The following is a 23,821-nucleotide window of genomic DNA, read 5'->3' as shown; positions in this document are numbered from 1 at the left end:
CTTAAGCTATGCGGTAAGCTCGAAATGGTGGCTGTCTGGTCGCTCATAACCTTGGCTAACTGTATGATAAAAGCTTTCTACACGTTGTGCTCTTTGTTGTACTTCGATAGTTTGTGTACCAATATTAGCATTGCTGTTTAAAGTTGCTTTACTTGGAGCTATGGTTTCTTGTGCGTTTAATGTTTGATTGATTAGTTCATCAAAGTCATTGTTTTGATTAGTTACCTGCGATTCGGATTTAAGCGTATTATTGGCAATGTTAATATCATTTTTATGATTATTGCTGCTGGAACCATCGGGTTGACTATTCAGTAGCTCAGATTGCGCTTCTAAGATAATTTTGGTGGCATTGGCTGCGACACGAATATCTTGTGCTGAAGGGTTAGCTGGTGCTAGCGCTGCAGCATGTACTTGTTGCATCTTTTTAATTGTAGCCTGTGGGTTGCCTGAAACCACTGACAAATCGACAGAAACCTCCCCACTTACGGCATACTTTTTTCCATCAGGGCCCACATCAAAACTATAAGAAGGAGCCCCTGTTGTTGCGCCGCCAACACTTGCATGAGCATTTTCATGTGCTCTTACTTCTTGATCTCGACTTGCTAATTGTCGAATAACTTTTTCATCGGCTGCCGCTTCTGCTTCAATATCATCAGCAATTTTTTTGTCTTCTTGCTTAGCGGCAGCTGCTTGTTGTTCTTGGTCTTTTTCATCGGGATTCTGTTCACTTTGCTCGCCGCCTTTCTCGCTGACTTTACCAGCAGCAAGCTCAGCTTGTTTACGTAAATTAGCGAAGTCGAATTGTTCATTATTTTGTGCGGGAGTTTTGGCGCGATCTTTATCCGATGCGACCCCTTTTTCTGCTGCCGATGGGTTGGCGCTTGCAACTTGGGTAATGACTTCACGGCGATTATTTTCACGACGCAATGTTTCCGTCGGTGGATTAACTACCGTTGGTGTAGAAAGCGTTGGAGCAGAAGGGGCAATGTTCATAGTATTTTAATAGGCTGATTAAGCGGTAACGTCAATCAAGGTGCCTAAGCTCTCATCTGCACTTTTAATGACTTCTGTGGCAGCCTTAGCTTGGAATTCAGCAACTTTTAAATTAACAATAGATTGATTTAAGTCAGGCACGCTCTCTGGCTTAGTTGCTTGGCTAACGATATCGGTATTTACTTCAGCATTAACATTTTGAGTTTCAGCCTGCTCATTGCTAGCAAGGGTATTGGCAGCAATATCCGCAGCGGCTTTGTCCGCAGTTGCTCGAGCATTTTGAAAACCTTCAATACCTGAATTGAAAGACGATTGTATGTACATAGACCGACTCCTATTAATGGTATATTACATTGTTTAATTATTAATCACTTTGCAGTAAAAGTAAAGCCTAACATCGGTTGAAACTCTTTAACTCGTGCTATTTAAAAAGTGCGCTCCTAACCAAGTTTTTAATACTTGATGAAAATCATCGAGATGTGAAATAAAAGGTGCGTGAGAGGCTTGCATAAACGTATGTTGCTCGCTCTTTGGCGCAAGGTCATTAATTAAATTAATGACCTTCTTAGGAACCAAACTATCGTTATTACCATATAAGCGCAAAAAGGGTTGTTCAATAGCTTTTAGTTGTATTCGCAAATCACTGTCACTTAATAAGTTCAGTGATTCATCTAAGGTTTTTTTGTTGGGTAAAGTGTGCGCCATAACTAATTGGGTGATGAGTTTTAAATCTTGACGAATATGAGGGCTACCCATTGCTTGAATTTTTAGAAATCCAGTAATGGTTTTTGCAGTATCTTGCGCGAGTTGCTGATGAAAGCTAGTTAATACATGGCTTTTAATTCCAGGCCAAATGGTATTATTTTGCTGATATTCTTCCTCAACAAAATAAGGGCTACTAGCAACGGTAATTAATCCTAAAACTTTATTGGGGTGGTGTAATGCCATATGTGTTGCAACTAGCCCACCTAAAGACCAGCCTAAGTAAATAGCAGGTTTTGTTAGCGTTTTATTGAGCGTCTCACAAATGTTGTCCAAGCTATAAGGGGTTAAAGTTAATTCACTATTTTGCCCAAAGCCGGGTAAGTCAACGGTAATATACTCAAAAGGAGTGTCGTCTTGCGCTGATAATAGCTCAAGTAGCGGTTGCCAAACCCCTGAGTTTAGGCCCCAGCCATGGATTAAAACCACGGGAATTTTATGCTCGCCTTTATCTTTACGTAAAGTATGGGAAGGTGTAGTGGTAAAAGCCAAGTTTTTTGCCATGCTTGTATTATGCTGCCTTGTTCAATGAAAGGCGTAGTTTATATCATACTGCTGTTTATCAAAAGGGCGTTTCCATGGAGTGGCAACAAGGTATTAGCACGATGACTAGTCGTGTTTTCTTGAGTTATTTAGCAAAACTAAAGCAGCAGCTATTTTCTTTAAGTAGTTGTGACTTGTGTGGTCTTGATATTATTACTGAAAACGACACTGAAAATGACGGAATAAATAGCAAGCAACAATATTTAATATGTCAGTATTGCCAAAATGATTTACCGTACTTTAAGCAAGAGTTAATTCATGGTGACTTATTAATGTGGCCAGCGGTTAACCATGCTTTGCCAAAGATAAAATTTGATCGGCTTTTTGCGTTAGCGCCTTACCTACCTCCCTTTACTCAATGGCTAGCTCAGTTGAAGTATCATGGCCGTTTTGAGCTTGGGCAATTATTTGCGGTTTTATTGGCGCAGCAATGGCAACACTATGCAACTGAAATAGCCCCTGAGGTGGTGCTATCTGTACCATTGCATCTCAGTAAGTGGCAATTACGAGGTTATAATCAAGCGCATTTAATTGCTAAGCCTTTCGCTCAGGCTTTACAGCTTAAGTATTTACCTAATGCCGTCAGTCGAATTAAAAAAGATGAGAGTCAAATGGGGAAAACGGGTCAGGCGCGTCGAAAAAACCTCAAGAATAGCTTTAAATTAACGAATGACTTTAGCGATGTAAAACATGTTATTTTGATTGATGATGTTGTTACTACAGGCACAACAGCCAGCGAAATCAGTCGATTATTAAAAGCGGTTGGCGTTGAAACCGTCACTGTTGTCGCGGTTTGCTTAACACTACCTAAAGTATAAAGCAGCGAGAATTATTATTAATGAAAAGCGTTTTACGCTCATGAATGCTTTCTCTAGCTTTACGGTGTAATGACTGAATAAACAAAAGCACAAAAACCATTGGCACATAACAACATTGCAGCGTAAAATAGCTATACTTGAGTAAAATAGTCAGGTACTTTTTTAAGCGATGTTTAAGATGAAACTTGCTCAAAAATACCGAGAGCAGAGAGAGTAGTATAATATGATTAGTATTTCAGAAAGCGCACAAAAACATTTTGTAAATTTACTTTCACAGCAAGCAGAAGGTACGCATATTCGTGTTTTCGTCGTAAACCCAGGCACTGCTAAAGCCGAGTGTGGCGTTTCGTACTGTCCTCCTGATGCCGTAGAGCCTGATGATATTATTTTACCTTTTGATGGCTTTTCAGCAATGGTCGACAGTGACAGTAAAAGTTACTTAGAAGAAGCTGAAATTGATTTTACCACTGATCAAATGGGCTCACAGCTTACGTTAAAAGCACCAAATGCTAAATTACGTAAAGTTGCTGACGACGCTCCTTTATTTGAGCGCGTGCATTACTTTTTACAAGCTGAGGTTAACCCTCAGTTAGCGGGTCATGGCGGTGATTGTACTTTGGTTGAAATTACTGAAGACGGTTATGCCGTATTGCAATTTGGTGGTGGTTGTAACGGTTGTAGTCAAATTGATGTTACCGTTAAAGATGGCATTGAAAAACAGCTTATTGATATTATGGCTGGCGAAATTAAAGGCGTTAAAGACGCGACTGAACATGAGCGTGGCGAGCACTCTTACTATTAATAGCGTACGTTAATCAGTATTTAACGGTTTCGCTGATGTATAAATTACTCGAAAAACTAGGTCAAAACCCCCAAGCTAGCTTAAGGCTATTCTTGCGTGGTCTTGGCCTTTTTTGTGTCGCTTTAGCATTTATTGCGTTGGGCTATTTTCATCACCATTTATGGCAAGTGGCGGGTATTGTTACTTTGGTAATCGCTTGCTTAATTGCTGCATGGGGATACACAGGTATGTTTGCTAATCGTTGGTTGAATATTATATATCGCAACCAAGCTAAAACAAAAAACTCAACAAAGTGGTAATTAATAATCATGCTACAGTTAATTAAACGTTATTGGTTGTTTATTACGTTAGCCTTACTTGCGACGATCGCCACCTTGTCATTATGGCCAGCTGCTCATTTACCGCAAGTACCAGGTAGCGATAAAACCCATCATTTTATTTCGTATGGCGCGTTAATGTTACCAGCGGCTTTAGCAAGACCTAAATATCTACTTTATATTGCTTTTGGCTTTGCACTTTTTAGTGGCGCTATTGAGTTAATTCAACCGTACGTCAATCGCTATGGTGAGTGGTTAGATATGGCAGCTAATGTTGCAGGTTTAGCTTGCGGTTACTTAGTAGCGCAAGTGTTGCTGCTTTGGTCGAATATCAAACAAGCTCAACCTCGTTAACCTCGCTCTTTCAATACTATGGTATGAAAGTGCCAAGCGAGGGTTATACCACGGGCTAACATAAAACCTAAAAAGGCCGCCCACAGAGCATGATTCTCATAAGCCTGTAACACAAACCACAGCGGGAAGAAGCAAGCAAAGGTAGCCACTATCATACTGTTACGCATCACTTTTGCCTGTAATAAGCCAATATAAATACCGTCGTATAAATAACACCAACATGAAATAATAGGTAATAGAATAATCCACACTAAGTAATCTTTAGCAAACGCGATCACACTGTCAATACTGGTAATTAGTGTTAATAAGTACTCACCAGCGACTAGAAATAGCACTGAGTATATACCGGCAAAAACAAGGTTCCAGAATAACGCTATGTGTACAGTTTGCTGTAATTTCTTTGTGTTTTTTTCACCATAGGCTTTACCTACCATGGCTTCTGCAGCGTTGGCTATTCCATCTAAACCAAAAGAAATTAGCAGTAAAAAATTCATTAAAATAGCATTGGCGGCTACAACGTTATCGCCTAGTTTTGCACCCTGAAAGGTAATAAATAAAAAGGCGACTTGTAAACATAAGGTTCTAATGAGTATGTCGCGATTTAAACGAAAATAACTTAATAATGCCGAACGCTCCACTAAGGTCACTAGTGTATTTTTTTTATCTTGGCATAATTGAATAACCGTCGTGTTATAGCGCGATAAAATATAGAACAAGCCCAGCATCACGGTTGAGTATTCGGCTATAAGGCTAGCAAATGCTACGCCTTTTACTTGCCAGTTTAGGCCAAATACAAATAGCAGATCTAGGCCAACATTCACTAAATTAGCAGTGATTAATAGCCACATAACGGCTTTACTTTTTTGATTACCAATAAGCCAACCAAGTATGACTAAATTGGCTAAAGCAGCAGGCGCTCCCCAAATTCTAATTTGGGCATATTGTTTTGCATAAAACTGCACTTGCTCGGAGCCACCAGCAAGTGCTAAACCGACATCAATATAAACACTTTGGCATAGTACTAACACGACACCAACGGTAAAGGCGACACAAATACCACGCAGTAGCACCATAATATTACTACGAGTATTATCTTGGCCAAATGCTTGTGCACTAAGACCTGTAGTAGACATGCGTAAAAAACCACATAGCCATACCACAACACTAATTAACATTGCGCCAATGGTGCTACCACCTAAATAATAGGCATGCTCAAGATGACCAACGACCGCAGTATCAACTAAACCAATTAAAGGAACGGTTATGTTCGATAGTATCATTGGTAGCGCTAGGGCAAATAAACGCTTATGTTGATCGGGATTACTAAATAATAACAATAAACTGTTCCTATTGGCTGGGCTTTTCAGTGCAAAAGCGTTATTTTACCCTATTCAAAATTATCCAGCTACGGACAGAGAAAATTATCATGACACGCTGCATTTTAACTCTATTTTTATTGTTCTTTCACTTGAGCAGCTTTGCTGCGGTTATATTGCAATATCATCATGTTAGTGATGAAACACCGAAAAGCACTAGCATTACTCCTGCGCAATTTGAAAAGCATTTGCAGTTTTTAAAAGATAATCATTTTAAGGTGGTCGCACTTTCGACCTTGGTTGAAGCTATTAAAACCGAACAGCCACTTGAAGATAAGTTGGTGGCGATTACTTTTGATGATGCTTACAGTAATATTGCGACTAACGCTAAGCCATTACTTGATAAGTTTAATTTTCCTTACACCATTTTTGTTAACCCAGCGGTCATTAATCGTAATGAAAATAATCCAGCTTCTAATTCTTTATCTTGGGCGCAACTTAAAGCTTTAGCCGATGAGGGCGTTATTATTGCTAACCATGGTTATGAGCATCATTCACTAGCACGTATTCCGACAAGCGAAACTGAACAACTCACACAGCAGCAGTGGTTAACTCAACAGGGCACTTTATTGGTAAAAGCAGAAGCCATTATTAAAGAGAAAACTGGTCAAAGCTGGCATTATTTTGCTTACCCTTATGGCGAATATGATGTTGCGACTCAAAAGTGGTTACGCGAACTTGGTTATGTGGGTTTTTCACAGCAATCTGGCGCAGTTGGTTTAGCAAGTGACTTAAGTAGCTTGTCGCGTTTTCCTGTTTCAATGCCGTATGACAAAATATCGAGTTTACGTGATAAGTTAGGCTCGCTACCTTTAGCGCTTGGCTTGAAAGGCGAAAATGCCAACACAATTTATAAGTATGGTGAGCCGAAAAGTATCACCTTTAATGTTGAAAATGACGATTTTTATAAAGCAGGTTTAAACTGTTACATCTCGGGGTTAGGTAAACAGGATATTACTTGGCATGATGATAATAGTTTTAGCATCACCTTCAGTAAAGACTTACCCGTAGGACGTGTTCGCGGTAATTGTACCGCGGCTAGTATTAGTGAACCGGGTCGTTATTATTGGTACTCTAAACCGTGGTTTATTCTAAATGAAGATGGCAGTTGGTATCCGCTATAACAACTATTGCCTACTCAATTTACCTATTGGCAAGCTAGTAAAGAGTAGCTGCGTTACTATGACGCTACTCTTTTGTGCTTTGTGCTGACGTTACTCAAATTGCGGGCAATTATCCAGAATTCAGGTTTATTAACCTTCTGCGACTTTTAACTCTTCTAATAAGTCATGTATTTCTGCTTTTAATTCTTTATCAACAATTTTATTGCAGCTAATTTTGGCCTTTTCTAAATGCTCAATAGCACTGGTTTTATCACCTAACTCTACTTTAAGTGCCGCAATTGAGTAACCAATAGATGAACGGAAATCTTTATCGTTAATCGCCTCAGCTTTTATCAACGCGTGCTCATATAATGTTACAGCTTCGGTTAAATCATCGGTAAAATCAGCGAGGGTTTCCCACTGTACCGGGTGGTCTTTATCGGTATTTTCATGAGTTTCACATAATTGCTTTAATTCAGCATAGTAGTCATCGAAGCGAGCTTGGTTTTTTTGTTGAACAGCGCCTAGTAAATTAGCGGTATGCGCAAGTACGCTTTTATATATTTTAGTATTCATGGGTGCCTTCTAGTCGTTTAATGACATTTGTTATTAATAAGTGATTATATACCCGTTGTTATTTAATGCGTCCTTAAATACGTACTTTATTGATTCTAATTAACAATGAGAATTAATTGCGTTAACATGGTGGTCTCGTGATTTATACAAGAGTTCGTCGTGACACCTCCCTATACAGCAGAAAAAGTTTATCAGCGCTTTCAATCGGGCATCGAAAAAAGTTTAAAATCTAAAGTTAGTTGCTCTGCGGAACGAGAAGATTTAATGCAAGATTTTTATATTCGATTAATGCGTGTTGAGCATTGGCATACTATTGATAATATTGCTGGTTATGTTCAAACCATTATGAATAATTTAGTACTCGATTATTACCGTAAAACGCAACTACATAACAATGAAGTATTTTGCGAAGATTCGTTAATAAGTGATAATTGCACAGAGAAAACATTTATGCATAATCGATCTTTGGAGCAACTTCAGCACTGTATTGATAAGCAACATACTGAAAAAAAAGATTTATTATGGCGTTCAAAAATTCATGGTCAAAATTATGAGCAAATCGCACGAGAAAAAAAGCGTTCGGTGAGTTGGGTTGAAAAATCTATCGCTCACATACTCGCACAATGTAAACAAGCGCTACATAAGGAGCGTTAACGATGAATGAAATATTAGAAAAACAAGCTCAACAGTGGCTAACATTAATGTTATCTGAAAAAGTAAGTTTTACTGAACAGCAAGAGTTTATGCACTGGATTGAGCAGTCATCGTTACATAAGGCAACTTATTTTCGTTGCCGAAAAGAACTATTTGCTAAGCAAAAACAGCGCGGTTACAGCAAACAGTGGTCTTTTAGTTTGGCGGCCAGCGTTGTGTTGATGGTTACTGCTATTATATTATTTTTGCCACCTAAGGTTTTAGAGCAGCAATACCAGTCGTACGCACAACAATCAACTTATACTTTACCAGATGGCTCGGTGATTGAATTAAAACATAATACACATTTAAAAATAGCTTATTCGCAAGAACAGCGCTTTATTAAGTTACTTTCTGGTGATGCTTATTTTCGGGTAGCTAAAGATAAAAACAGACCATTTATTGTGCAATATAATGATCTTAATATAACCGCATTGGGGACGGAATTTTATGTAAGAACACATGCGCAGTTACAAATACAAGTAACAGAGCATAGTGTAAAGGTAGAGTCGTTAAATAATAGCGTACCACTCATTGTTAACGAGGGAGAAGGACGTAGGCGAATAAAACAACGATGGAAGTCATTATCAGCTGAGCAATTTAACTCAGGGTTGTCATGGCGTGATCAATTATTAGTTTTTTCTTCTGAGCCGTTATCGGTGGTTTTAAAAGAGTTTGAACTTTATTTAGACAAGCCAATTAAAGTGATAAATAGTGCTGTAATAAAAAAAGAAATATCAGGTCGCTTTCAAATTGATTCTATAGATTTGGCCCTTAACATGGTTGCAGAAGGTTTAGATTTACAAGTAAAAGAAATGCCTAACGGTGATATTTTGCTTTATTAAAGTGTAAGTAATAAAGCTCGTTTTTATCTGAAATTCGAATTACCTGTAAATTATTTTCAAATTAATTTACGGGTTTTGTTTTTTATATCGTTATTGTAAATAGTAATTGTTATTATTTATAGGTAGAAGTATGTCTTTATTTAAAGTATCCGCGTTAACATCCGCTTTGGTGTTAGCAAGTATGGCGGCGTTTCCTGCAATAGCCAATCAAACTGACGGCAGTTTGAATTATCAACAACAACGTATTAATTTTGATATTTCTACAGCGTCATTTAAAGAGGTTTTAACACAGTTTAGCCACGTGGCGGGTGTGCAGCTATTTGTTAAAGATGAGGCTGTAATAGGATTGTCTGCTCAATCACTGAAAGGGCAATATCAGGCCGCTGTAGCGTTAGATATATTATTAGATAACACGGGGCTAATTGCCGTGTGGAAATCGCCCAATGCGGTGATCGTTAAGGAAAAATTAGCTAAACAAACGATTGAAGCTGAAACAGGTTTAATAACTAATGACGATGCGGTTGTGAAAAATACACTTGAAACTATTGTTATCACAACGGATAGACCAAGAAGCTTTGCTGCCAACTATGTACAAGCAGGAACTTTTCGCAATAGCCGAGTTTTAGATACAGCATTAACAACTAGTATTTTAACTAAAGAGTTACTAGAGGCGCAGCAAGCTTCATCTTTAGCAGATGCGGTTAGAAATACTGCAGGGGTAAGTTATGCACAAATTAATACGGCAATTTATAGCAATTTGGCAATTCGTGGTATTCGTTTAGAAAATAATACTAATTACCGGTTGAATGGTGTTTTACCTTTATCTAACTACATACAAATGCCGTTAGAGAACAAAGATAGAGTTGAGGTGCTTAAAGGTGCATCAGGGCTATATTATGGTTTTGGCTCTCCATCGGGTGTTATTAATTTGGTAACCGAAAGAGCTTACGACAATAAGGTTACAGCAGAGGCTTTCGCAAATAATCACGGTAGTTTAGGTGTAAACGTAGATATTGAAAAAACCTTTGATAATTCAGGTGTACGTATTAATTTAGTAACTGCCAATGAAGATCTTGGTGTTGATAGAAGCTCAGGTGATCGTCATTTTGCTTCTATTGGTTACGATTTATCGTTAAGTGAATCATTACGCTTTGAATTTGATGGTGAATATATTAGTAGGGATATTACTGAGCAGACAGAATATTACTTATTAGCGAATAGTGATGGAGAGATTACTTTACCTCCTTTATTAGAGCCTTCCACTAATCATGGTGCTGAGTGGTTTAAGGCTGAGGCAGAATCATATAATTTACTAGGGTCACTCACTTATGATTTTTCTGATTTTTGGCAAGGAACATTTGCGGCTGGTCGTTCGTATTCAATAAATACTCGACGCTACTCATCATTTTATGGTTTTGATATCGATTCTGGTAGTGGCGGTAAAGTCGCATTATCAACTTTTCCCGAGACTGAGTATGATAATAAGGTTGTTGATATTAAATTGTCAGGCGGTTTTAATACTGGAAATATTTTCCATCAAGTTATTGCAGGAGGTTCTTTAAATACCAGTAATGCAGTGATCCCCGAAAAGGTAAAGCAAGGGGCGTGGTCTCAAGACTTATACCATCCTGAAAATATCGCAGCCGTTGATACACCACAACGCACCGTAAAAAATGAAATAGATAAAGAACAAAAAGGCTTATATTTAGCGACACATTCACAAATAACGCAATGGCTAGCATTGACTTTAGGTTACCGTTACACCGATTACAAAAATGAAAGCTTTACGAGTGATTATTATGACAAAATAGGCTCATTATCGGGTAGTATTTTAATTCAGCCAACAGAAAATTTGACATTATATGCGAGTTATATTGAAGGGTTAGAGGAAGGTGGTTTAGCACAAGGAATAGCTAAAAATGCAGGGGAAGTTTTACCTGCTGCTGTGAGCGAACAGCAAGAAGTAGGGCTTAAATACCAGTCTGAACAAGGGCTATTTTTTACCGCAGCTTATTTTGATATTGATAGGGTTTCAGCTTTTATTGACCCCGTAACTAACTATTTTGTGCAAGACGGTCGCGCGGTTTATCAAGGAGTTGAGGTGAGCGCTTCAGGTGAGCTAACCGATAACTTATCTCTTATGGCTAATGCTACTTATATTCACGCTCAGCAGGAAAAAACCAGTAGTGAGCTACTGACATCAAAACGTATAGAAAATACTCCAGAGCACACTGCATCAGTATTTATTAAGTATAATATGCCTAGTATTGAGGGTTTAAGTGTTATCGCAGGTGCATTCTATACGGGTGATCGCGCTGTCGATGCTCTCAATAGTGCTTTTGCTGATAGTTATACGTTGTTTGATATAGGTGCAAACTATCAAACAATGTTACTTAATCATCAAGTTGAGTTTAGCTTATATGGTCAAAATATAACGAATGAGAAATATTGGGCAGCAACAGGCTCTCGTTTATTAGCGCAAGGTTTACCTGGCACAATTAAGTTAACAATGAGTATTCAATTTTAAACGAATGATGTTATTAATTGGTAGTCGCTTTGCTTAATCTAAAGCGACGATTTTTTTAAAATCGCTTAACACTTGCTCAGTGTTAATACTGGGGACTTCACCTAAGGCTTGCTCTGGTTTGAAAATGGCAGCAATTTTACCGTCAGGATTAATTAAAATAAGCGAGGCACTGTGATCAACCCAGTAATTTTCAACATTGTTAGCATTATCACTGGTATTGTCAGTGATGGCGTACATTAATCCTAAACTACGGGTAAACGGGAACAAAACATTATGTTCGGCACGGAGCGCTTTAAATTCGGGATTAAAATAAGCAATATATTGAGCAAGTTTTTCTTGGCTATCTCGTTTGGGATCAGCGGAAATAAGCAAAACTTGGCTGTTATTGGCGATTTGTTGTAAGTCATCATAAATAGCATTCAGGCTTTGTAAGGTAATAGGGCAAACATCAGGGCAGGAGGTATAACCTAAAAAAGCGAAAGACCAATGATTTTCTAGAGCACTATTTGCAAAGCTATTGCCGTCTTCATCGGTAAGCTCAAACGCTGGGATAGTTCTTGGTTCTTGGTAGTACAATGCATAATCGGTTGACTCAGTGGTAGCAAGAAACTGAAAGGCAACTGCGCCAATGCTTACTGAAATTATAATGGCAATGGCGTAGAGCATTTTATTCATGAAATTATTCTCGAGTTAATCGTATCAGTGTCGGTATAGTGGTTTACCACTAAACTGTTGTTAGCTAATCGCCATTAAATAATGATCGGCAAGTAAGGCAATAAATAGCAACATTAAATGCACAATAGAAAATTTAAAGGTTGCCATAGCGGTGTCAGCTTTTGCATGAAATTTCAATTGCCATGCATAAGCAAAAAAAATCGTATTAAGAATGCAGGCTGATACTAAATAGAGTATATCGCTCATACCAACTAAGTAAGGTAATAAGCTTACTACAAAGAGTAGTACCGTATATAACAGTATTTGAGTTTTGGTAAATTCCACACCATGCGTTACTGGTAACATAGGGATATTTACTTTGGCATACTCATCTTTGCGATGAATTGCCAACGCCCAAAAATGAGGTGGTGTCCAAGTAAAAATTATTAATACCAATAGCAGCGCATTGCCAGAGACTTCGTTGGTCATGGCGGTCCAACCCAATAATGGCGGAATAGCGCCAGCTAAACCACCAATCGTAATATTTTGCGGTGTTGCTCGTTTTAAGTACAACGTATAAATAAAGCTATAACCGACTAAACCAGACAAAGTTAAGTAAGCTGTTAATGGGTTGACTAAGCCATATAATAACGCAAACCCCATAACCGCTAAACTTACAGCAAAAGTAATGGCGCTTTGTGTTGTTATTTTTCCTTCAGGTAAAGGTCGGTTGTGTGTGCGTCCCATCACAGTATCAATGTTTTTATCAACAATATGATTAATGGCGGCAGCTGCTGAAGAAAGTAGCCCAATACCTAGCATAGCGGGAATAAGAACTTGCCAAGGCAAAGCGCCGGGTACCGATAAACTCATACCGACTAGCGCGGTTAACACTAATAAAGCGACGACTTTCGGCTTGGTAATATCATAATAAGCGCGCCAGTTTTTTATATGGCTTAGTAGCCTGTTTTTATTGGACTCACTGAGGGTCACAAGCATGGTTTCAGGAGCACTTTTAACTAATGCTTTATTAAGGTTTGAATGAATTAATCTACTCATGACAACTACCTCGTGAGTGTTGGGTGAGCTGATATGCTAATGAAATCAAACTTAACATTAACAAGGCGGCAACTAAGTTGTGTGCAACCGCAACATTGAGCGGTAATTTAAACCAAATATTACTAATACCTAAACTGACTTGGGTCACCAAAAATAACACCAACACGGTGCAAGATATTTGCACTTGTCGTACGGGGTATTTTTTTAAGGTGGCGATAACTAGCCATAATAAATATAGGCTAGTAACAATTGCGCCTAAACGATGCACGACATGAATGGTGAGTCGTTCGTGGTGGTCTAAGTGACCAAATTCATAACTTTTTTGTGGTGGAGGCAATAAAGTAAAAGCTTCTTTGAAATTAAGTTGGTTTTGCCAGTCCCCTTGGCAAATAGGTAGTTCAATACAGCTTAAGGCTGCATAATTCGAAGAAGTCCAACCGCCTAACGCAATTTGCATGGTTAAAATAACAATACCGACTATGGCAAAGCGTTGGTATGAAGACGTTTTTTTAATTTGAGTTGCGGCATTGGAATTTATTGTTACCGCTTTATCACTTATTGCTGCTTCAATTTTCTTATTGTATAACTCAGGGTTGAGCTTTAAATATAAAAGAAACAGTAAGCAAAGCGTGGTGAAACCACCGAGTAAATGCCCCATAACAATCACGGGCATTAACATTAAGGTGACCGTCCACATACCCAATGCAGCTTGAAATATAACCACGGCTAAAGCAAGTAAAGGCAATAGCAAAGGTGTTTTTGTTGATGTTTTGTGTTTTATTCTCAGCTTTATTGAAATAAAAGCAATGGCAACAATAAATAACCCTAACGCACCAGCAAAATAACGATGGATCATTTCATTCCATGCCTTTTCTGGCTCTACTGCTCGTTCAGGGAACGCTTTCTCTGCCGCGGCTATTTGTTCACTGGTTTGTGGTACATCAAGTAAGCCATAACAGGTTGGCCAATCAGGACAGCCAAGCCCAGCATGTGTTAAACGCGTATAAGCACCTAAGCCAATCACAAAAATGGTTAATACGATACTTATTAACACTAAGCGACGTAAGGCGATAATATTGATATTTGCAGAGTTTTCCATACTCAACCTACCTTAGAATACTTAAGGAGTTTTTTCATGTCGGTAATAATGGCTTTACCTAAACGTGTTTGTTGCGTTGAGTTGCTTTGCGCTTCTGCTGAGGTGTTTGCAGAATCAAGTTGGCTTGCCGTATCACCATTAGGGTTGTAACTTAAAATAATATTACCTAAGGGATCAACAATAACTATTTGCGTTGAGCTGATATGCTGTAGCGCTTGTTGAGGCATTGGCATAATTTGCCATTGGCTTTTCGCTAAACGTTGAGATTGCTCTACAGAAAACTCATGTTGTTTTAATGCCACGGGAGTAATTCTGGGCATTTCTTTGCCTAAAGCGACATAACTATTGTGTACAGTTTCTAGGGTTTGCTGACAACTTTTATGACATTGCGCCGGTAGTAAATACATAATAAGCCATTGGTGTTCAAATTGACTTTGCTCAATACCTAAATCGGTTAAGGTGAGACTTTTATTAATTAACTCTCCTTGGTTGGTTACACCAAACTCTAACCACTTCTGCTCTAAGGCTAATTTTGCCAAAATAACGGGTAAGGCAAAAACCACCAATAATAACAGTAAACTTTGTCTGTTTCTGTTGGGCTTTATCGCCATATCAGTCTCGGGTGACATATTAATATTAGTCATATTTAATGGCCTCATTATTTTTATTATAAGCGTGCTTTGTTGGAGAATTGTTCTTGAGAGCTTTTGTAACCGTTTTAGGATTTGTATGATTAGTACGAGAGAATTTAAGCCATAGCATTAATAACAACCATGTGACCGCTAAGCCTGCCCATTGTACGGAGTAGCCAAAATGTTTGGCTGGCGGCATCACAACAGCCTGCCAATTTTTTAAATAACCTAGTTTTTCTTGTGCATCGACATAAATTACAAAAGGTAAAAGAGGCTCACTAAGTAAAGTTGAAAACTTATTTAATTCTATTTGCTGTATTCTTAACGGCCAACTTGCCTCGGTGAAGTGTTGCGCTTGTAGCATAATACCGGTTTCAACCAAGCGTACATGACCTGTAAATTGATATTGACCTGTAATAGCTTGAATATCAGGTAATTCTTGGCGGTTGATGGAGCCTTTTACCCAGCCTAAGTTAATTAATGCACTTACATTTTCGCTGCGTAGTAATTGCAGCACACGATAACCTAAGGTGCCATTTTCAACTTGGTTGTCTAGCAAAAACAGCACATGATTATCAAAAGTTCCCGTAATGCTTACGGGGTAATCATTAAGGTTTTCGGAGGCAGGTAAAGCCAATAGCTGTGTTAGAGACAGCGGAGCATTTTGGCTAAGCTGTGTTATGCGCATTAAACGTTGCTCTTTTTGTTGACCACGATCGTATTGCCAAATACTTAAACGTACTAGTATGCTAAACACTACTAAGGTAAATATTAGCCAAAGTAGTGTTGTCATCCATGAACTTTTAGCATCATGCGCTCGTACTACCAAAGACGTGCCCCACTAAATAATATATACAAAAATAAACAGCATAACCCAGACAACATCAACAAAATGCCAGTACCAGTTAGCCGCTTGAAAGGCAAAGTGATTTTTTGGCGTGAAGTGCCCTTTAAGGACTCTAAACCACATAATAATCAGCATGATACAACCCAAGGTAACGTGCATGCCGTGAAAGCCCGTTAGCAAATAAAAGCTATTACCATAAACACCACTGGTTAAATAAAGGCGCATTTCTTCAGAATAACCGTGGGCGTATTCTTGAATTTGGAAAAAGATGAATGCGATACCCAACAAAATAGTAATACCGAGCCATACTTTTAGCTGACGGCGATTGTCTTTCATTAAGGCGCTGTGAGCAAAATGAGCAGTAATAGATGAGGTGAGTAATATCACCGTATTAATCAGCGGTAAACCATACCAACCCATTGCCGTTGTTTCAGTGCCTCCAGGGGTCTTTAATAAGGGCCAAGCAGCAACAAAGTCTGGCCATAATACCGCGCCAGTTTCAGCATTATTACCAGCCCCACCTAACCAAGGCACAGAAAAAACACGCAAGTACAACAGTGCGCCAAAAAAGGCGGCAAAAAACATCACTTCAGAAAAAATAAACCAGCTCATACCTTGTTTAAAAGAGTGGTCCATTTGATGAGAATATTTACCTGCTAATGATTCATTCACTACATCAGTAAACCAACCAACTAACATGTAAATAATTAAGGCGATACCTGCTAGTAATAGATAAACGCCAAAACCGCTTTGATCTTTTGACAAGTCAGTGACATAGTTTCCCGCACCCACGGCAATCATAAATAAAGCAATTGCCCCAACAATAGGCCAATGACTTTGGCTAGGTACATAGTAATTTTCGTATTCTTTATTAGTCATTTCATATCCCTTTTCAAGGTATTATCTTAGGATGATTTTTTACCAATATCGTACAAAGTATAAGAGAGCGTTAAGGTGCTTATGTCGCTGGGTAAGTCTTGATCTACATAAAACTGCAGTCCCATTTCAACTTCTTCACCTGCAGCTAGCGGTTGATTAGTGAAACAGAAGCATTCAATTTTATTAAAGTAATTAGCTGCCATTCCTGGTGAAACCGAGGGTACAGCTTGGCCTGTCATGGCGTGGCCTGCTTTATTTTTGGCATAAAATTTTACAAACTTCATTTCACCAGGATGAACATCAATGCTATTGATCACAGGTGAAAATTGCCAAGGTATGCCTTGCGCATTGCGAGTAATAAACTGCACTGTAATTGTGCGAGACTCATCAACTCCGTTGGCATTGTAAGTGGCTGCAGTATCGTTAGTTTTGCCATTAAGGCCGGTAATATCACAAAAAACATCGTACAGAGGCACCAAGGCAAAACCAAAACCAAACATAGCGAGCACCACTAAGCTGAGTTTTTTAACGGTTTTGCTATGGCTTACTGTTTCAGACATTAGTGTTCGTCCTTATATATTCCATCAATATCGGCTTGTGAAGGTGGTGTAGTAAAGGTGTGATAAGGCGCAGGGCTCGCTACTGTCCATTCTAGACCATCGGCACCATCCCAAGGTTTTGCTGGTGCTTTTTTTCCACCTTTAATGCATTTAATAATTACGGCTAAAAAGATGAATTGCGATAAACCAAAAGCAAAACCACCAATGCTGACCCATTTGTTAAAGTCGGCAAATTGCAACGCATAGTCAGGAATTCTGCGCGGCATACCCGCTAAGCCTAAGAAGTGCATCGGGAAGAACAGTAAATTAACTGAAATCAATGAGCACCAAAAATGCCATTTACTTAAGGTGACGTTGTACATATGCCCTGTCCATTTAGGCAGCCAATAATAAGTACCAGCAAAAATAGAAAATAACGAGCCAGTCACTAAGACATAATGAAAGTGCGCAACCACAAAATAAGTATCATGGTATTGAAAATCGACAGGGGTCATTGCTAGCATCAAGCCTGAAAAACCACCAATAGTGAACAAAATAACAAAGGCGATAGAGAACAACATTGGCGTTTCAAAGCTTAATGAACCGCGCCACATGGTTGCGACCCAGTTAAACACTTTTACCCCAGTTGGAACGGCAATTAACATAGTGCAATACATGAAGAACAGCTCACCAAAGAGTGGCATGCCAGTAGTAAACATGTGATGCGCCCAAACAATGAATGAGAGTAAAGCGATAGACGCTGTGGCGTAAACCATTGAGCTATAACCAAATAAACGTTTACGGGCAAACGCTGGAATAATAGTAGAGACAATACCAAAGGCAGGTAAAATCATAATATATACTTCAGGGTGACCAAAGAACCAGAAAATATGCTGGAACATTACTGGGTCGCCACCACCAGCGGCATTGAAAAAATTGGTACCGAAGTAAGTGTCGGTTAATAGCATAGTGACTACACCAGCGAGTACAGGCATTACGGCAATTAATAAATAAGCGGTGATAAAAAAGGTCCACACAAATAATGGCATTTTCATGTAAGTCATGCCGGGAGCACGCATATTCATTATGGTAACAACGATATTAATAGCCCCCATAATGGATGAAATCCCCATAATATGTACGGCAAAAACAAAAAAGGCGGTACTACCGTTAGAGTAGGTGGTTGAGAGCGGTGCGTAGAAGGTCCAACCGAAATTAGGTGCGCCACTTTCCATGAAAAAAGAAGCGAGTAGAATACTAAACGCGAAAGGTAAAATCCAAAAACTCCAGTTATTCATACGTGGTAATGCCATGTCTGGTGCACCAACCATCATAGGTAGCATCCAGTTTGCAAAGCCAGTGAACGCTGGCATTATTGCGCCAAATACCATAATTAAACCATGCACTGTGGTTAACTGGTTAAAAAAATCAGGTTCAACTAATTGTAAGCCAGGCTGAAATAGCTCTGCCCTGATAACCATGGCAAAAGCGCCACCAGTTAAAAACATGATAAAAGCGAACCATAAATAAAGCGTACCAATATCTTTATGGTTGGTGGTGTATAGCCAACGCTTTATACCTGTCATTTTGTGATCATCATGATGCTCGTCGTGGGATTCTTGTTCTATAACGTCTGTAGTCATCTTATGTCCCTTACTTCGCGCTAGCAGCAGTATTAATGGCTGCAGGTTGTACTAAATCACCGGTATTATTTCCCCATGCATTGCGTTCATAAGTAATAACGGCGGCTATTTCTGTTTTGGTTAATTGGCTACCAAAAGCAGCCATAGCAGCATTTTTCTTGCTCCCGTTAAGTACAATGTCAATATGAGCCGCTATATCCCCTAACACCATAGGACTACCTTTTAGTGCAGGAAATGCGGGCGGTAATCCTGCTCCTGTAGGTTGATGGCAAGCAACACACGCTTTCATATAAACGTTTTCACCCATTGTCATTAATTCCTCTTTACTGTAGATCTTAGTGAGGTCTTCGGTCGCAGTATTGGTAACCGTGGGGGCGTCGACTTTTTTGTCGCTAGTGTCAGTGGTGGTGGGGGTTACTGCCTCGAGCGTTTTTTCATCGCTAGCTGTTGAGTTACCCGCTGCAGATTTCACTTGAGATGCTTGTACAGCATCGCCAGTATTGTTACCCCAAGCGTTGCGCTCATAGGTGACAACAGCAGCGATTTCTTTCAAACTTAATTGTTTACCGTAACCTTGCATGCCAGTACCGGCTTTACCATTAAAGACTATTTGAATGTGCGTATTAACATCGCCAGTCGCAATGGGGCTATTTTTAAGAGCAGGAAAAGCAGGAGGTAAACCTGCTCCCGATACTTGATGACATGCTGCACAATAAGCGACATAGGTTTTCTCACCTAAGGCCATTAATTCATCCATTGAAGCTTCTGCGCTTAGTGAGGCTTTTTCAGCATCAGCTGCTTGCGCTATTAACTCGTGCTGCTCATCAAGCCATAATTGGTAATCTTCAACAGACTTTACCTCAACAACAATGGGCATAAACCCATGATCCTTACCGCATAATTCGGCACACTGACCACGATAAATACCTGGCTCGTCGACTTTGGTCCATGCTTCATTAATAAAACCAGGGTTGGCATCTTGTTTAACTGCGAATGCAGGCACCCACCATGAATGAATAACATCGTCAGAGGTAATTAAAAAACGTACTTTTTGGTTGGCGGGAATAACAAGGTGTTTATCAACTTCTAATAAATAATTTTCACTTTTATCAGATTCGCCTTGATGGTTTTCATATTGCTCACGAGGCGTCGATAACACAGAATAAAACTCAATATCTTGATCAAAGTATTTATAATGCCATTTCCATTGTGAACCGGTAATTTGAATAGTAACGTCAGAATTATCGTTATTTTCCATAGCGATAAGTGTTTTAGTTGCGGGAATTGCCATAGCAATAAGAATAACAATAGGGATAGCGGTCCAGAGAATTTCTACTTTAGTACTTTCATGGAAGTCTGCAGGCTTTGCACCTTTAGATTTTCGGTGAAACGCGATAGACCAGAACATAATGCCAAAAACTATAACGCCAATAGCGGTACAAATATAGAGCACAAGCATATGTAAATCATATACTTCTCTACTTATTTCGGTAACACCTTGGGTTAAATTAAGCTTACTGTTTGCCCATGTTGAATTACTAAATACACTTAGCCATAGTAGCCAAGCTAGGTTACGTCTGCTCACTCGACATCTCCTTTCTAATGCATAGAAAACAGAATTGCAGCAATGTAAATCACGGCCCACTGAACTGAATATCTGTTAGTTTTATTATTATTTTATAAACTAGCTAGTGACGAGAGCTGATAATAACAATCTTCGATGAGAGAGTATTAGCGCATTAACGTCTTATTCTTTTTGTTCGTTTTTTATGCGTTATTTGTATTATGAATACGCTACATTTGATTGTAGGTCAATATAATTTATAGAACAGGAATTGAAAAAAAACCATTTAATTCAATAGAGTGTTAACTCTAAATAGTCTTCATTAGTAGGAGGTACGAGGTTTGAGCGGAGGTTTAATAAACTAAAGAGCCAGTAAATAAAGATCAAAAGAATTTATTGAAATTTATTTACTGGCTCTTTATTAATAGTGGTGCGGTTTTTATAAACTAGAGTTACATCCAGTTACCGTTGCGTATTACACCAACAGCTAAACCTTCAATACTAAATTGCTGTTGTGTTAAATCAACTTTAATCGGGGAGAAATCTTCATTTTCAGCATGCAAATAAACAATATTACCCTCGCGCTTAAAGCGCTTAACGGTAACATCATCCTCAACACGAGCAACAACAACTTGACCATTTTGCACGTCAGTTGTTTGGTGAACCGCTAGTAAATCACCATCTAAAATACCAATATCTTTCATGCTTTCGCCGTTAACACGTAGTAAGTAATTGGCGGGCGGATGAAAAAGGCTACCATCCATTTTGTAATGATCTTCAACATGCTCTTGCGCTAAAATAGGCTCGCCTGCGGCAACACGGCCAATAAGTGGTAAACCCGCTTCTTCCATAATTTCTTCTGTTAAACGGATACCACGAGAGGTACCTGCTAACATTTCAATGTAACCTTTCTTTGCAAGGGCTTTTAAATGCTCTTCGGCAGCATTAGCTGATTTAAAACCAAAAAAAGTCGCTATTTCAGCCCGAGTAGGTGGCATACCAGTATCAGCAATTTTATCTTTAATTAGGTCTAATATTTGTTGCTGTCTTTTAGTCAACGAAGGTAAATCGAGTATCGAATTCATTATTATTTAGCCTGTAAATTTACACAGTGTTACTGTTAGTATATACAGGCTGTATTTAAAGGCAAGTACTGTATGTTTTTTACTGATTTTTGTTGGTTTGAAATTCAGCGAAAGTTTTTGCAAATAGGTGTCAGTTAATAAAGCTATTGCTCATGTTACAGACGATCAGCTAATGCTAAGATACCCTTGTAAACTAACTTTTATGCTTAAACACTTAAATTACGTTCAAAATGAACAATATCAACACCCGATTTTACTTTGTATTGTTGCGCTAATCGCCCACCCGACTTAACCTTTTCGTCAATAGCTTCAAACATATTGGCAGCCTCAATACGTCGAATAAGACTTTTGCGTTGTATGGTTTTGCCTATGATGGTTTCAATTACAGATTTTAGCTGACCGACAGTGAAATACTCGGGTAAACAATACACAGGTACCATCGAATAAAGTGCTTTTTGCTGTAAGCGTTGCTTGGCGTGCTCAATAATCATTTTATGATCAAATGCCATTGATAAACTGTTTAGCTTATCAAGCTCTACCCATTGCACTTCGTCGATGGTTGCAATGTGTGATGAAACTTGTTGTGCAGCGATTAAGGCAAAGTAAACTAAGGTAACGCTAAAGCCTCTAGGGTCACGGCTAGTGTTTGAAAATGTTTGTAATTGCTCTAAATATTGCGGCGCAACGTTAGTTTTTTCTTTGAGGTTTCTTAAGGCTGTAATATCGGTTGTGGCATCTGCGTCAACATTAACAAATCCACCTGGAAGCCCCCAGCTACCAAGAAAAGGCTCATTTGCACGTTTAACCAGCAGTACTTTTAAACAATTATGCTCAACAGTGAATAACACACTATCTACCGTAAACAGTGGATTTTTGAATTCATTTATATTGTAGGGGGTCATTTTTGGGTTCATGTGAACGACTCTTTATGTCTTTATGACACATTAAGCTAATTTACTTGTTATATCAATAACAACGGTCATTAATTACTCTTTAGCTAAAGCTGTTTGGCTATTTATCTATCTATTAATATCTTACTTAAATGCTTAGCGTAGTTCATTGCATTTCTTATTTATATTAATAAGTTATCTTAGTAAGTTATATGAGTTGATTATTTTAGCTGCTACACTAATTTGCGCTTTTAAATGTTGATTGTGTCTCTATGACATAATTAACTTGATCTATAGTAAACTCTTTGCTAAATTATTTGTGTCTTTAGGACACAATTTAAATAAAAGGAAGTAACATGAAAATATTTAGCCATGAACTCGTCGGAAATAAAACGGCTATTACTTTTGACAGCTTCACTTTTTCTGGGGGAGAAGAGCATATTCGCTTTAATCCAAGTGACTTTGCCACAACCAGTAAAATAGAGATCTTTGCACGTCTTACTGACTCATCAAAGCTTGTTCAATTAATGATTGCTGTTGATGCACTTAAACGACTTTCAAATGAAGCGCTTCCTATTGAGCTCGTTATTCCTTATTTTCCTTATGCCCGCCAAGATAGAGTTTGTGTAGAAGGTGAAGCCTTAGGTGCCGCGGTTATGGCAAACTTCATAAATAGTTTAGGTTTTGCCAAAGTTACTATTTGGGATGCGCATAGTGAAGTATCACCAGCGTTATTAAATAGAGTGGTCAACATACCGCAAATTAACTTACTTGAGCGCTGTGATGAATTAAGTCAACGTTTATCTATAGGTGAGCTTACGTTAATTTCACCTGATGCTGGCGCGAGTAAAAAAACTATTAAAATAGCGGAGACATTTAATGGTGAGCCCGAGGTGATTCAAGCACAAAAAATGCGAAATTTTAAAACAGGCGAAATCATTAAAACTGAAATTTTGGGTGATGTTGAAGGTAAAAAAGTACTCATCGCTGATGATATATGTGATGGTGGCAGAACGTTTATCGAATTAGCCAAGGTGTTAAAAGACAAAGGTGCTGTGGAAGTATCGCTGTTTATCACTCACGGTATTTTTTCAAAAGGGTTATCGGTGTTTGAGGGGTTAATTGACACTATTTATACCACTGACTCTTTTCGACCTATTGAAGAATTTACGACAAGTAACAAAATAAAATTACAAATTATTGAAATGTAAGGAAACTATA

The 23,821-nt window shown here is 38.6% G+C and carries 25 protein-coding genes; 9 read left to right on the top strand and 16 right to left on the bottom strand.

The window, feature by feature from the left end; all coding sequences use genetic code 11:
* Positions 1–6: 6 nt before the first annotated feature.
* The 3 genes from ABD005_RS10025 to bioH form a co-directional block, all read right to left on the bottom strand.
* Positions 7–993 (bottom strand): putative metalloprotease CJM1_0395 family protein, encoded by a 987-nt coding sequence (locus ABD005_RS10025; protein WP_343817297.1) that lies wholly within the window; start codon positions 991–993, stop codon positions 7–9.
* Positions 994–1,011: 18 nt separating this feature from the next.
* On the bottom strand, positions 1,012–1,317 hold the full coding sequence (locus ABD005_RS10020; protein ID WP_343817296.1) for a hypothetical protein: 306 nt from the start codon (positions 1,315–1,317) through the stop codon (positions 1,012–1,014).
* 87 nt (positions 1,318–1,404) lie between these two features.
* Positions 1,405–2,259, bottom strand: a complete 855-nt coding sequence (bioH, locus tag ABD005_RS10015; protein ID WP_343817295.1) for a pimeloyl-ACP methyl ester esterase BioH — start codon at positions 2,257–2,259, stop codon at positions 1,405–1,407.
* 74 nt (positions 2,260–2,333) lie between these two features.
* Between bioH and ABD005_RS10010 the strand changes: the two genes are divergently transcribed.
* From ABD005_RS10010 to ABD005_RS09995, 4 genes are all read left to right on the top strand, one after another.
* A complete protein-coding gene (locus tag ABD005_RS10010; RefSeq protein WP_252738749.1) occupies positions 2,334–3,116 on the top strand; it encodes a ComF family protein in 783 nt (260 codons plus the stop codon).
* Between the two features lie 223 nt (positions 3,117–3,339).
* Positions 3,340–3,918 (top strand): Fe-S biogenesis protein NfuA, encoded by a 579-nt coding sequence (gene nfuA / locus ABD005_RS10005; RefSeq protein WP_215978674.1) that lies wholly within the window; start codon positions 3,340–3,342, stop codon positions 3,916–3,918.
* Positions 3,919–3,953: 35 nt separating this feature from the next.
* Positions 3,954–4,217, top strand: coding sequence for a hypothetical protein (locus tag ABD005_RS10000; RefSeq protein WP_343817294.1), 264 nt, complete (start codon positions 3,954–3,956; stop codon positions 4,215–4,217).
* Between the two features lie 9 nt (positions 4,218–4,226).
* Entirely contained in the window at positions 4,227–4,589 is a 363-nt protein-coding gene (locus tag ABD005_RS09995) for a VanZ family protein (RefSeq protein WP_343817293.1), read from the top strand.
* Here the strand turns inward: ABD005_RS09995 and ABD005_RS09990 are convergent.
* Positions 4,586–5,926 (bottom strand): MATE family efflux transporter, encoded by a 1,341-nt coding sequence (locus ABD005_RS09990; protein WP_343817292.1) that lies wholly within the window; start codon positions 5,924–5,926, stop codon positions 4,586–4,588. The genes ABD005_RS09995 and ABD005_RS09990 overlap by 4 nt on opposite strands.
* 89 nt (positions 5,927–6,015) lie before the next feature.
* Here ABD005_RS09990 and ABD005_RS09985 point away from each other — a divergent pair, with 89 nt between their 5' ends.
* A complete protein-coding gene (locus ABD005_RS09985; RefSeq protein WP_343817291.1) occupies positions 6,016–7,089 on the top strand; it encodes a polysaccharide deacetylase family protein in 1,074 nt (357 codons plus the stop codon).
* Positions 7,090–7,218: 129 nt separating this feature from the next.
* Here ABD005_RS09985 and ABD005_RS09980 read toward each other — a convergent pair whose 3' ends face one another.
* Entirely contained in the window at positions 7,219–7,644 is a 426-nt protein-coding gene (locus ABD005_RS09980; RefSeq protein ID WP_343817290.1) for a tetratricopeptide repeat protein, read from the bottom strand.
* 159 nt (positions 7,645–7,803) lie between these two features.
* On the opposite strand from ABD005_RS09980, the gene ABD005_RS09975 reads away from it, so the two are divergent.
* From ABD005_RS09975 to ABD005_RS09965, 3 genes are all read left to right on the top strand, one after another.
* Positions 7,804–8,298 carry an RNA polymerase sigma factor gene (locus ABD005_RS09975; protein WP_215978669.1) on the top strand — a complete coding sequence of 165 codons (495 nt, stop codon included), beginning with the start codon at positions 7,804–7,806 and terminating at the stop codon, positions 8,296–8,298.
* Between the two features lie 2 nt (positions 8,299–8,300).
* Entirely contained in the window at positions 8,301–9,182 is an 882-nt protein-coding gene (locus ABD005_RS09970) for a FecR family protein (RefSeq protein ID WP_343817289.1), read from the top strand.
* 130 nt (positions 9,183–9,312) lie between these two features.
* On the top strand, positions 9,313–11,709 hold the full coding sequence (locus tag ABD005_RS09965; protein WP_343817288.1) for a TonB-dependent siderophore receptor: 2,397 nt from the start codon (positions 9,313–9,315) through the stop codon (positions 11,707–11,709).
* Between the two features lie 33 nt (positions 11,710–11,742).
* Here the strand turns inward: ABD005_RS09965 and ABD005_RS09960 are convergent, their stop codons facing one another.
* From ABD005_RS09960 to ABD005_RS09910, 11 genes are all read right to left on the bottom strand, one after another.
* The gene (locus ABD005_RS09960; RefSeq protein ID WP_343817287.1) at positions 11,743–12,384 is read right to left on the bottom strand and encodes an SCO family protein; all 642 of its coding nucleotides are present in this window, start codon (positions 12,382–12,384) and stop codon (positions 11,743–11,745) included.
* 60 nt (positions 12,385–12,444) lie between these two features.
* On the bottom strand, positions 12,445–13,362 hold the full coding sequence (gene cyoE, locus ABD005_RS09955) for a heme o synthase (RefSeq protein WP_343817382.1): 918 nt from the start codon (positions 13,360–13,362) through the stop codon (positions 12,445–12,447).
* A 52-nt stretch (positions 13,363–13,414) separates the two neighbouring features.
* Positions 13,415–14,521, bottom strand: coding sequence for a COX15/CtaA family protein (locus ABD005_RS09950; protein ID WP_343817286.1), 1,107 nt, complete (start codon positions 14,519–14,521; stop codon positions 13,415–13,417).
* Positions 14,522–14,523: 2 nt separating this feature from the next.
* Entirely contained in the window at positions 14,524–15,165 is a 642-nt protein-coding gene (locus tag ABD005_RS09945) for a hypothetical protein (protein ID WP_343817285.1), read from the bottom strand.
* Entirely contained in the window at positions 15,158–15,946 is a 789-nt protein-coding gene (locus ABD005_RS09940; RefSeq protein ID WP_343817284.1) for an SURF1 family protein, read from the bottom strand. The genes ABD005_RS09945 and ABD005_RS09940 overlap by 8 nt, the downstream gene beginning before the upstream one ends.
* Positions 15,947–15,994: 48 nt before the next feature.
* Positions 15,995–16,879 (bottom strand): cytochrome c oxidase subunit 3, encoded by an 885-nt coding sequence (locus ABD005_RS09935; protein WP_343817283.1) that lies wholly within the window; start codon positions 16,877–16,879, stop codon positions 15,995–15,997.
* A gap of 26 nt (positions 16,880–16,905) precedes the next feature.
* A complete protein-coding gene (locus ABD005_RS09930) occupies positions 16,906–17,439 on the bottom strand; it encodes a cytochrome c oxidase assembly protein (protein ID WP_343817282.1) in 534 nt (177 codons plus the stop codon).
* Positions 17,439–19,061, bottom strand: coding sequence for a cytochrome c oxidase subunit I (ctaD, locus tag ABD005_RS09925; RefSeq protein WP_215978659.1), 1,623 nt, complete (start codon positions 19,059–19,061; stop codon positions 17,439–17,441). The genes ABD005_RS09930 and ctaD overlap by 1 nt, the downstream gene beginning before the upstream one ends.
* Before the next feature lie 10 nt (positions 19,062–19,071).
* Entirely contained in the window at positions 19,072–20,646 is a 1,575-nt protein-coding gene (gene coxB, locus ABD005_RS09920) for a cytochrome c oxidase subunit II (RefSeq protein ID WP_343817281.1), read from the bottom strand.
* Positions 20,647–21,077: 431 nt separating this feature from the next.
* A complete protein-coding gene (gene lexA, locus ABD005_RS09915; protein ID WP_215978657.1) occupies positions 21,078–21,710 on the bottom strand; it encodes a transcriptional repressor LexA in 633 nt (210 codons plus the stop codon).
* A 206-nt stretch (positions 21,711–21,916) separates the two neighbouring features.
* Complete coding sequence (locus tag ABD005_RS09910) at positions 21,917–22,624, bottom strand: NUDIX hydrolase (RefSeq protein ID WP_343817280.1); 708 nt, start codon at positions 22,622–22,624, stop codon at positions 21,917–21,919.
* A gap of 332 nt (positions 22,625–22,956) precedes the next feature.
* On the opposite strand from ABD005_RS09910, the gene prs reads away from it, so the two are divergent.
* Positions 22,957–23,811 carry a ribose-phosphate diphosphokinase gene (prs, locus tag ABD005_RS09905; RefSeq protein ID WP_343817279.1) on the top strand — a complete coding sequence of 285 codons (855 nt, stop codon included), beginning with the start codon at positions 22,957–22,959 and terminating at the stop codon, positions 23,809–23,811.
* Positions 23,812–23,821 lie beyond the last annotated feature (10 nt).

Source organism: Colwellia asteriadis, assembly GCF_039523295.1.
In the GTDB taxonomy this organism is placed as follows: Bacteria; Pseudomonadota; Gammaproteobacteria; order Enterobacterales; family Alteromonadaceae; genus Colwellia; species Colwellia asteriadis.
This window is presented reverse-complemented; position numbering and strand designations above follow the sequence as displayed.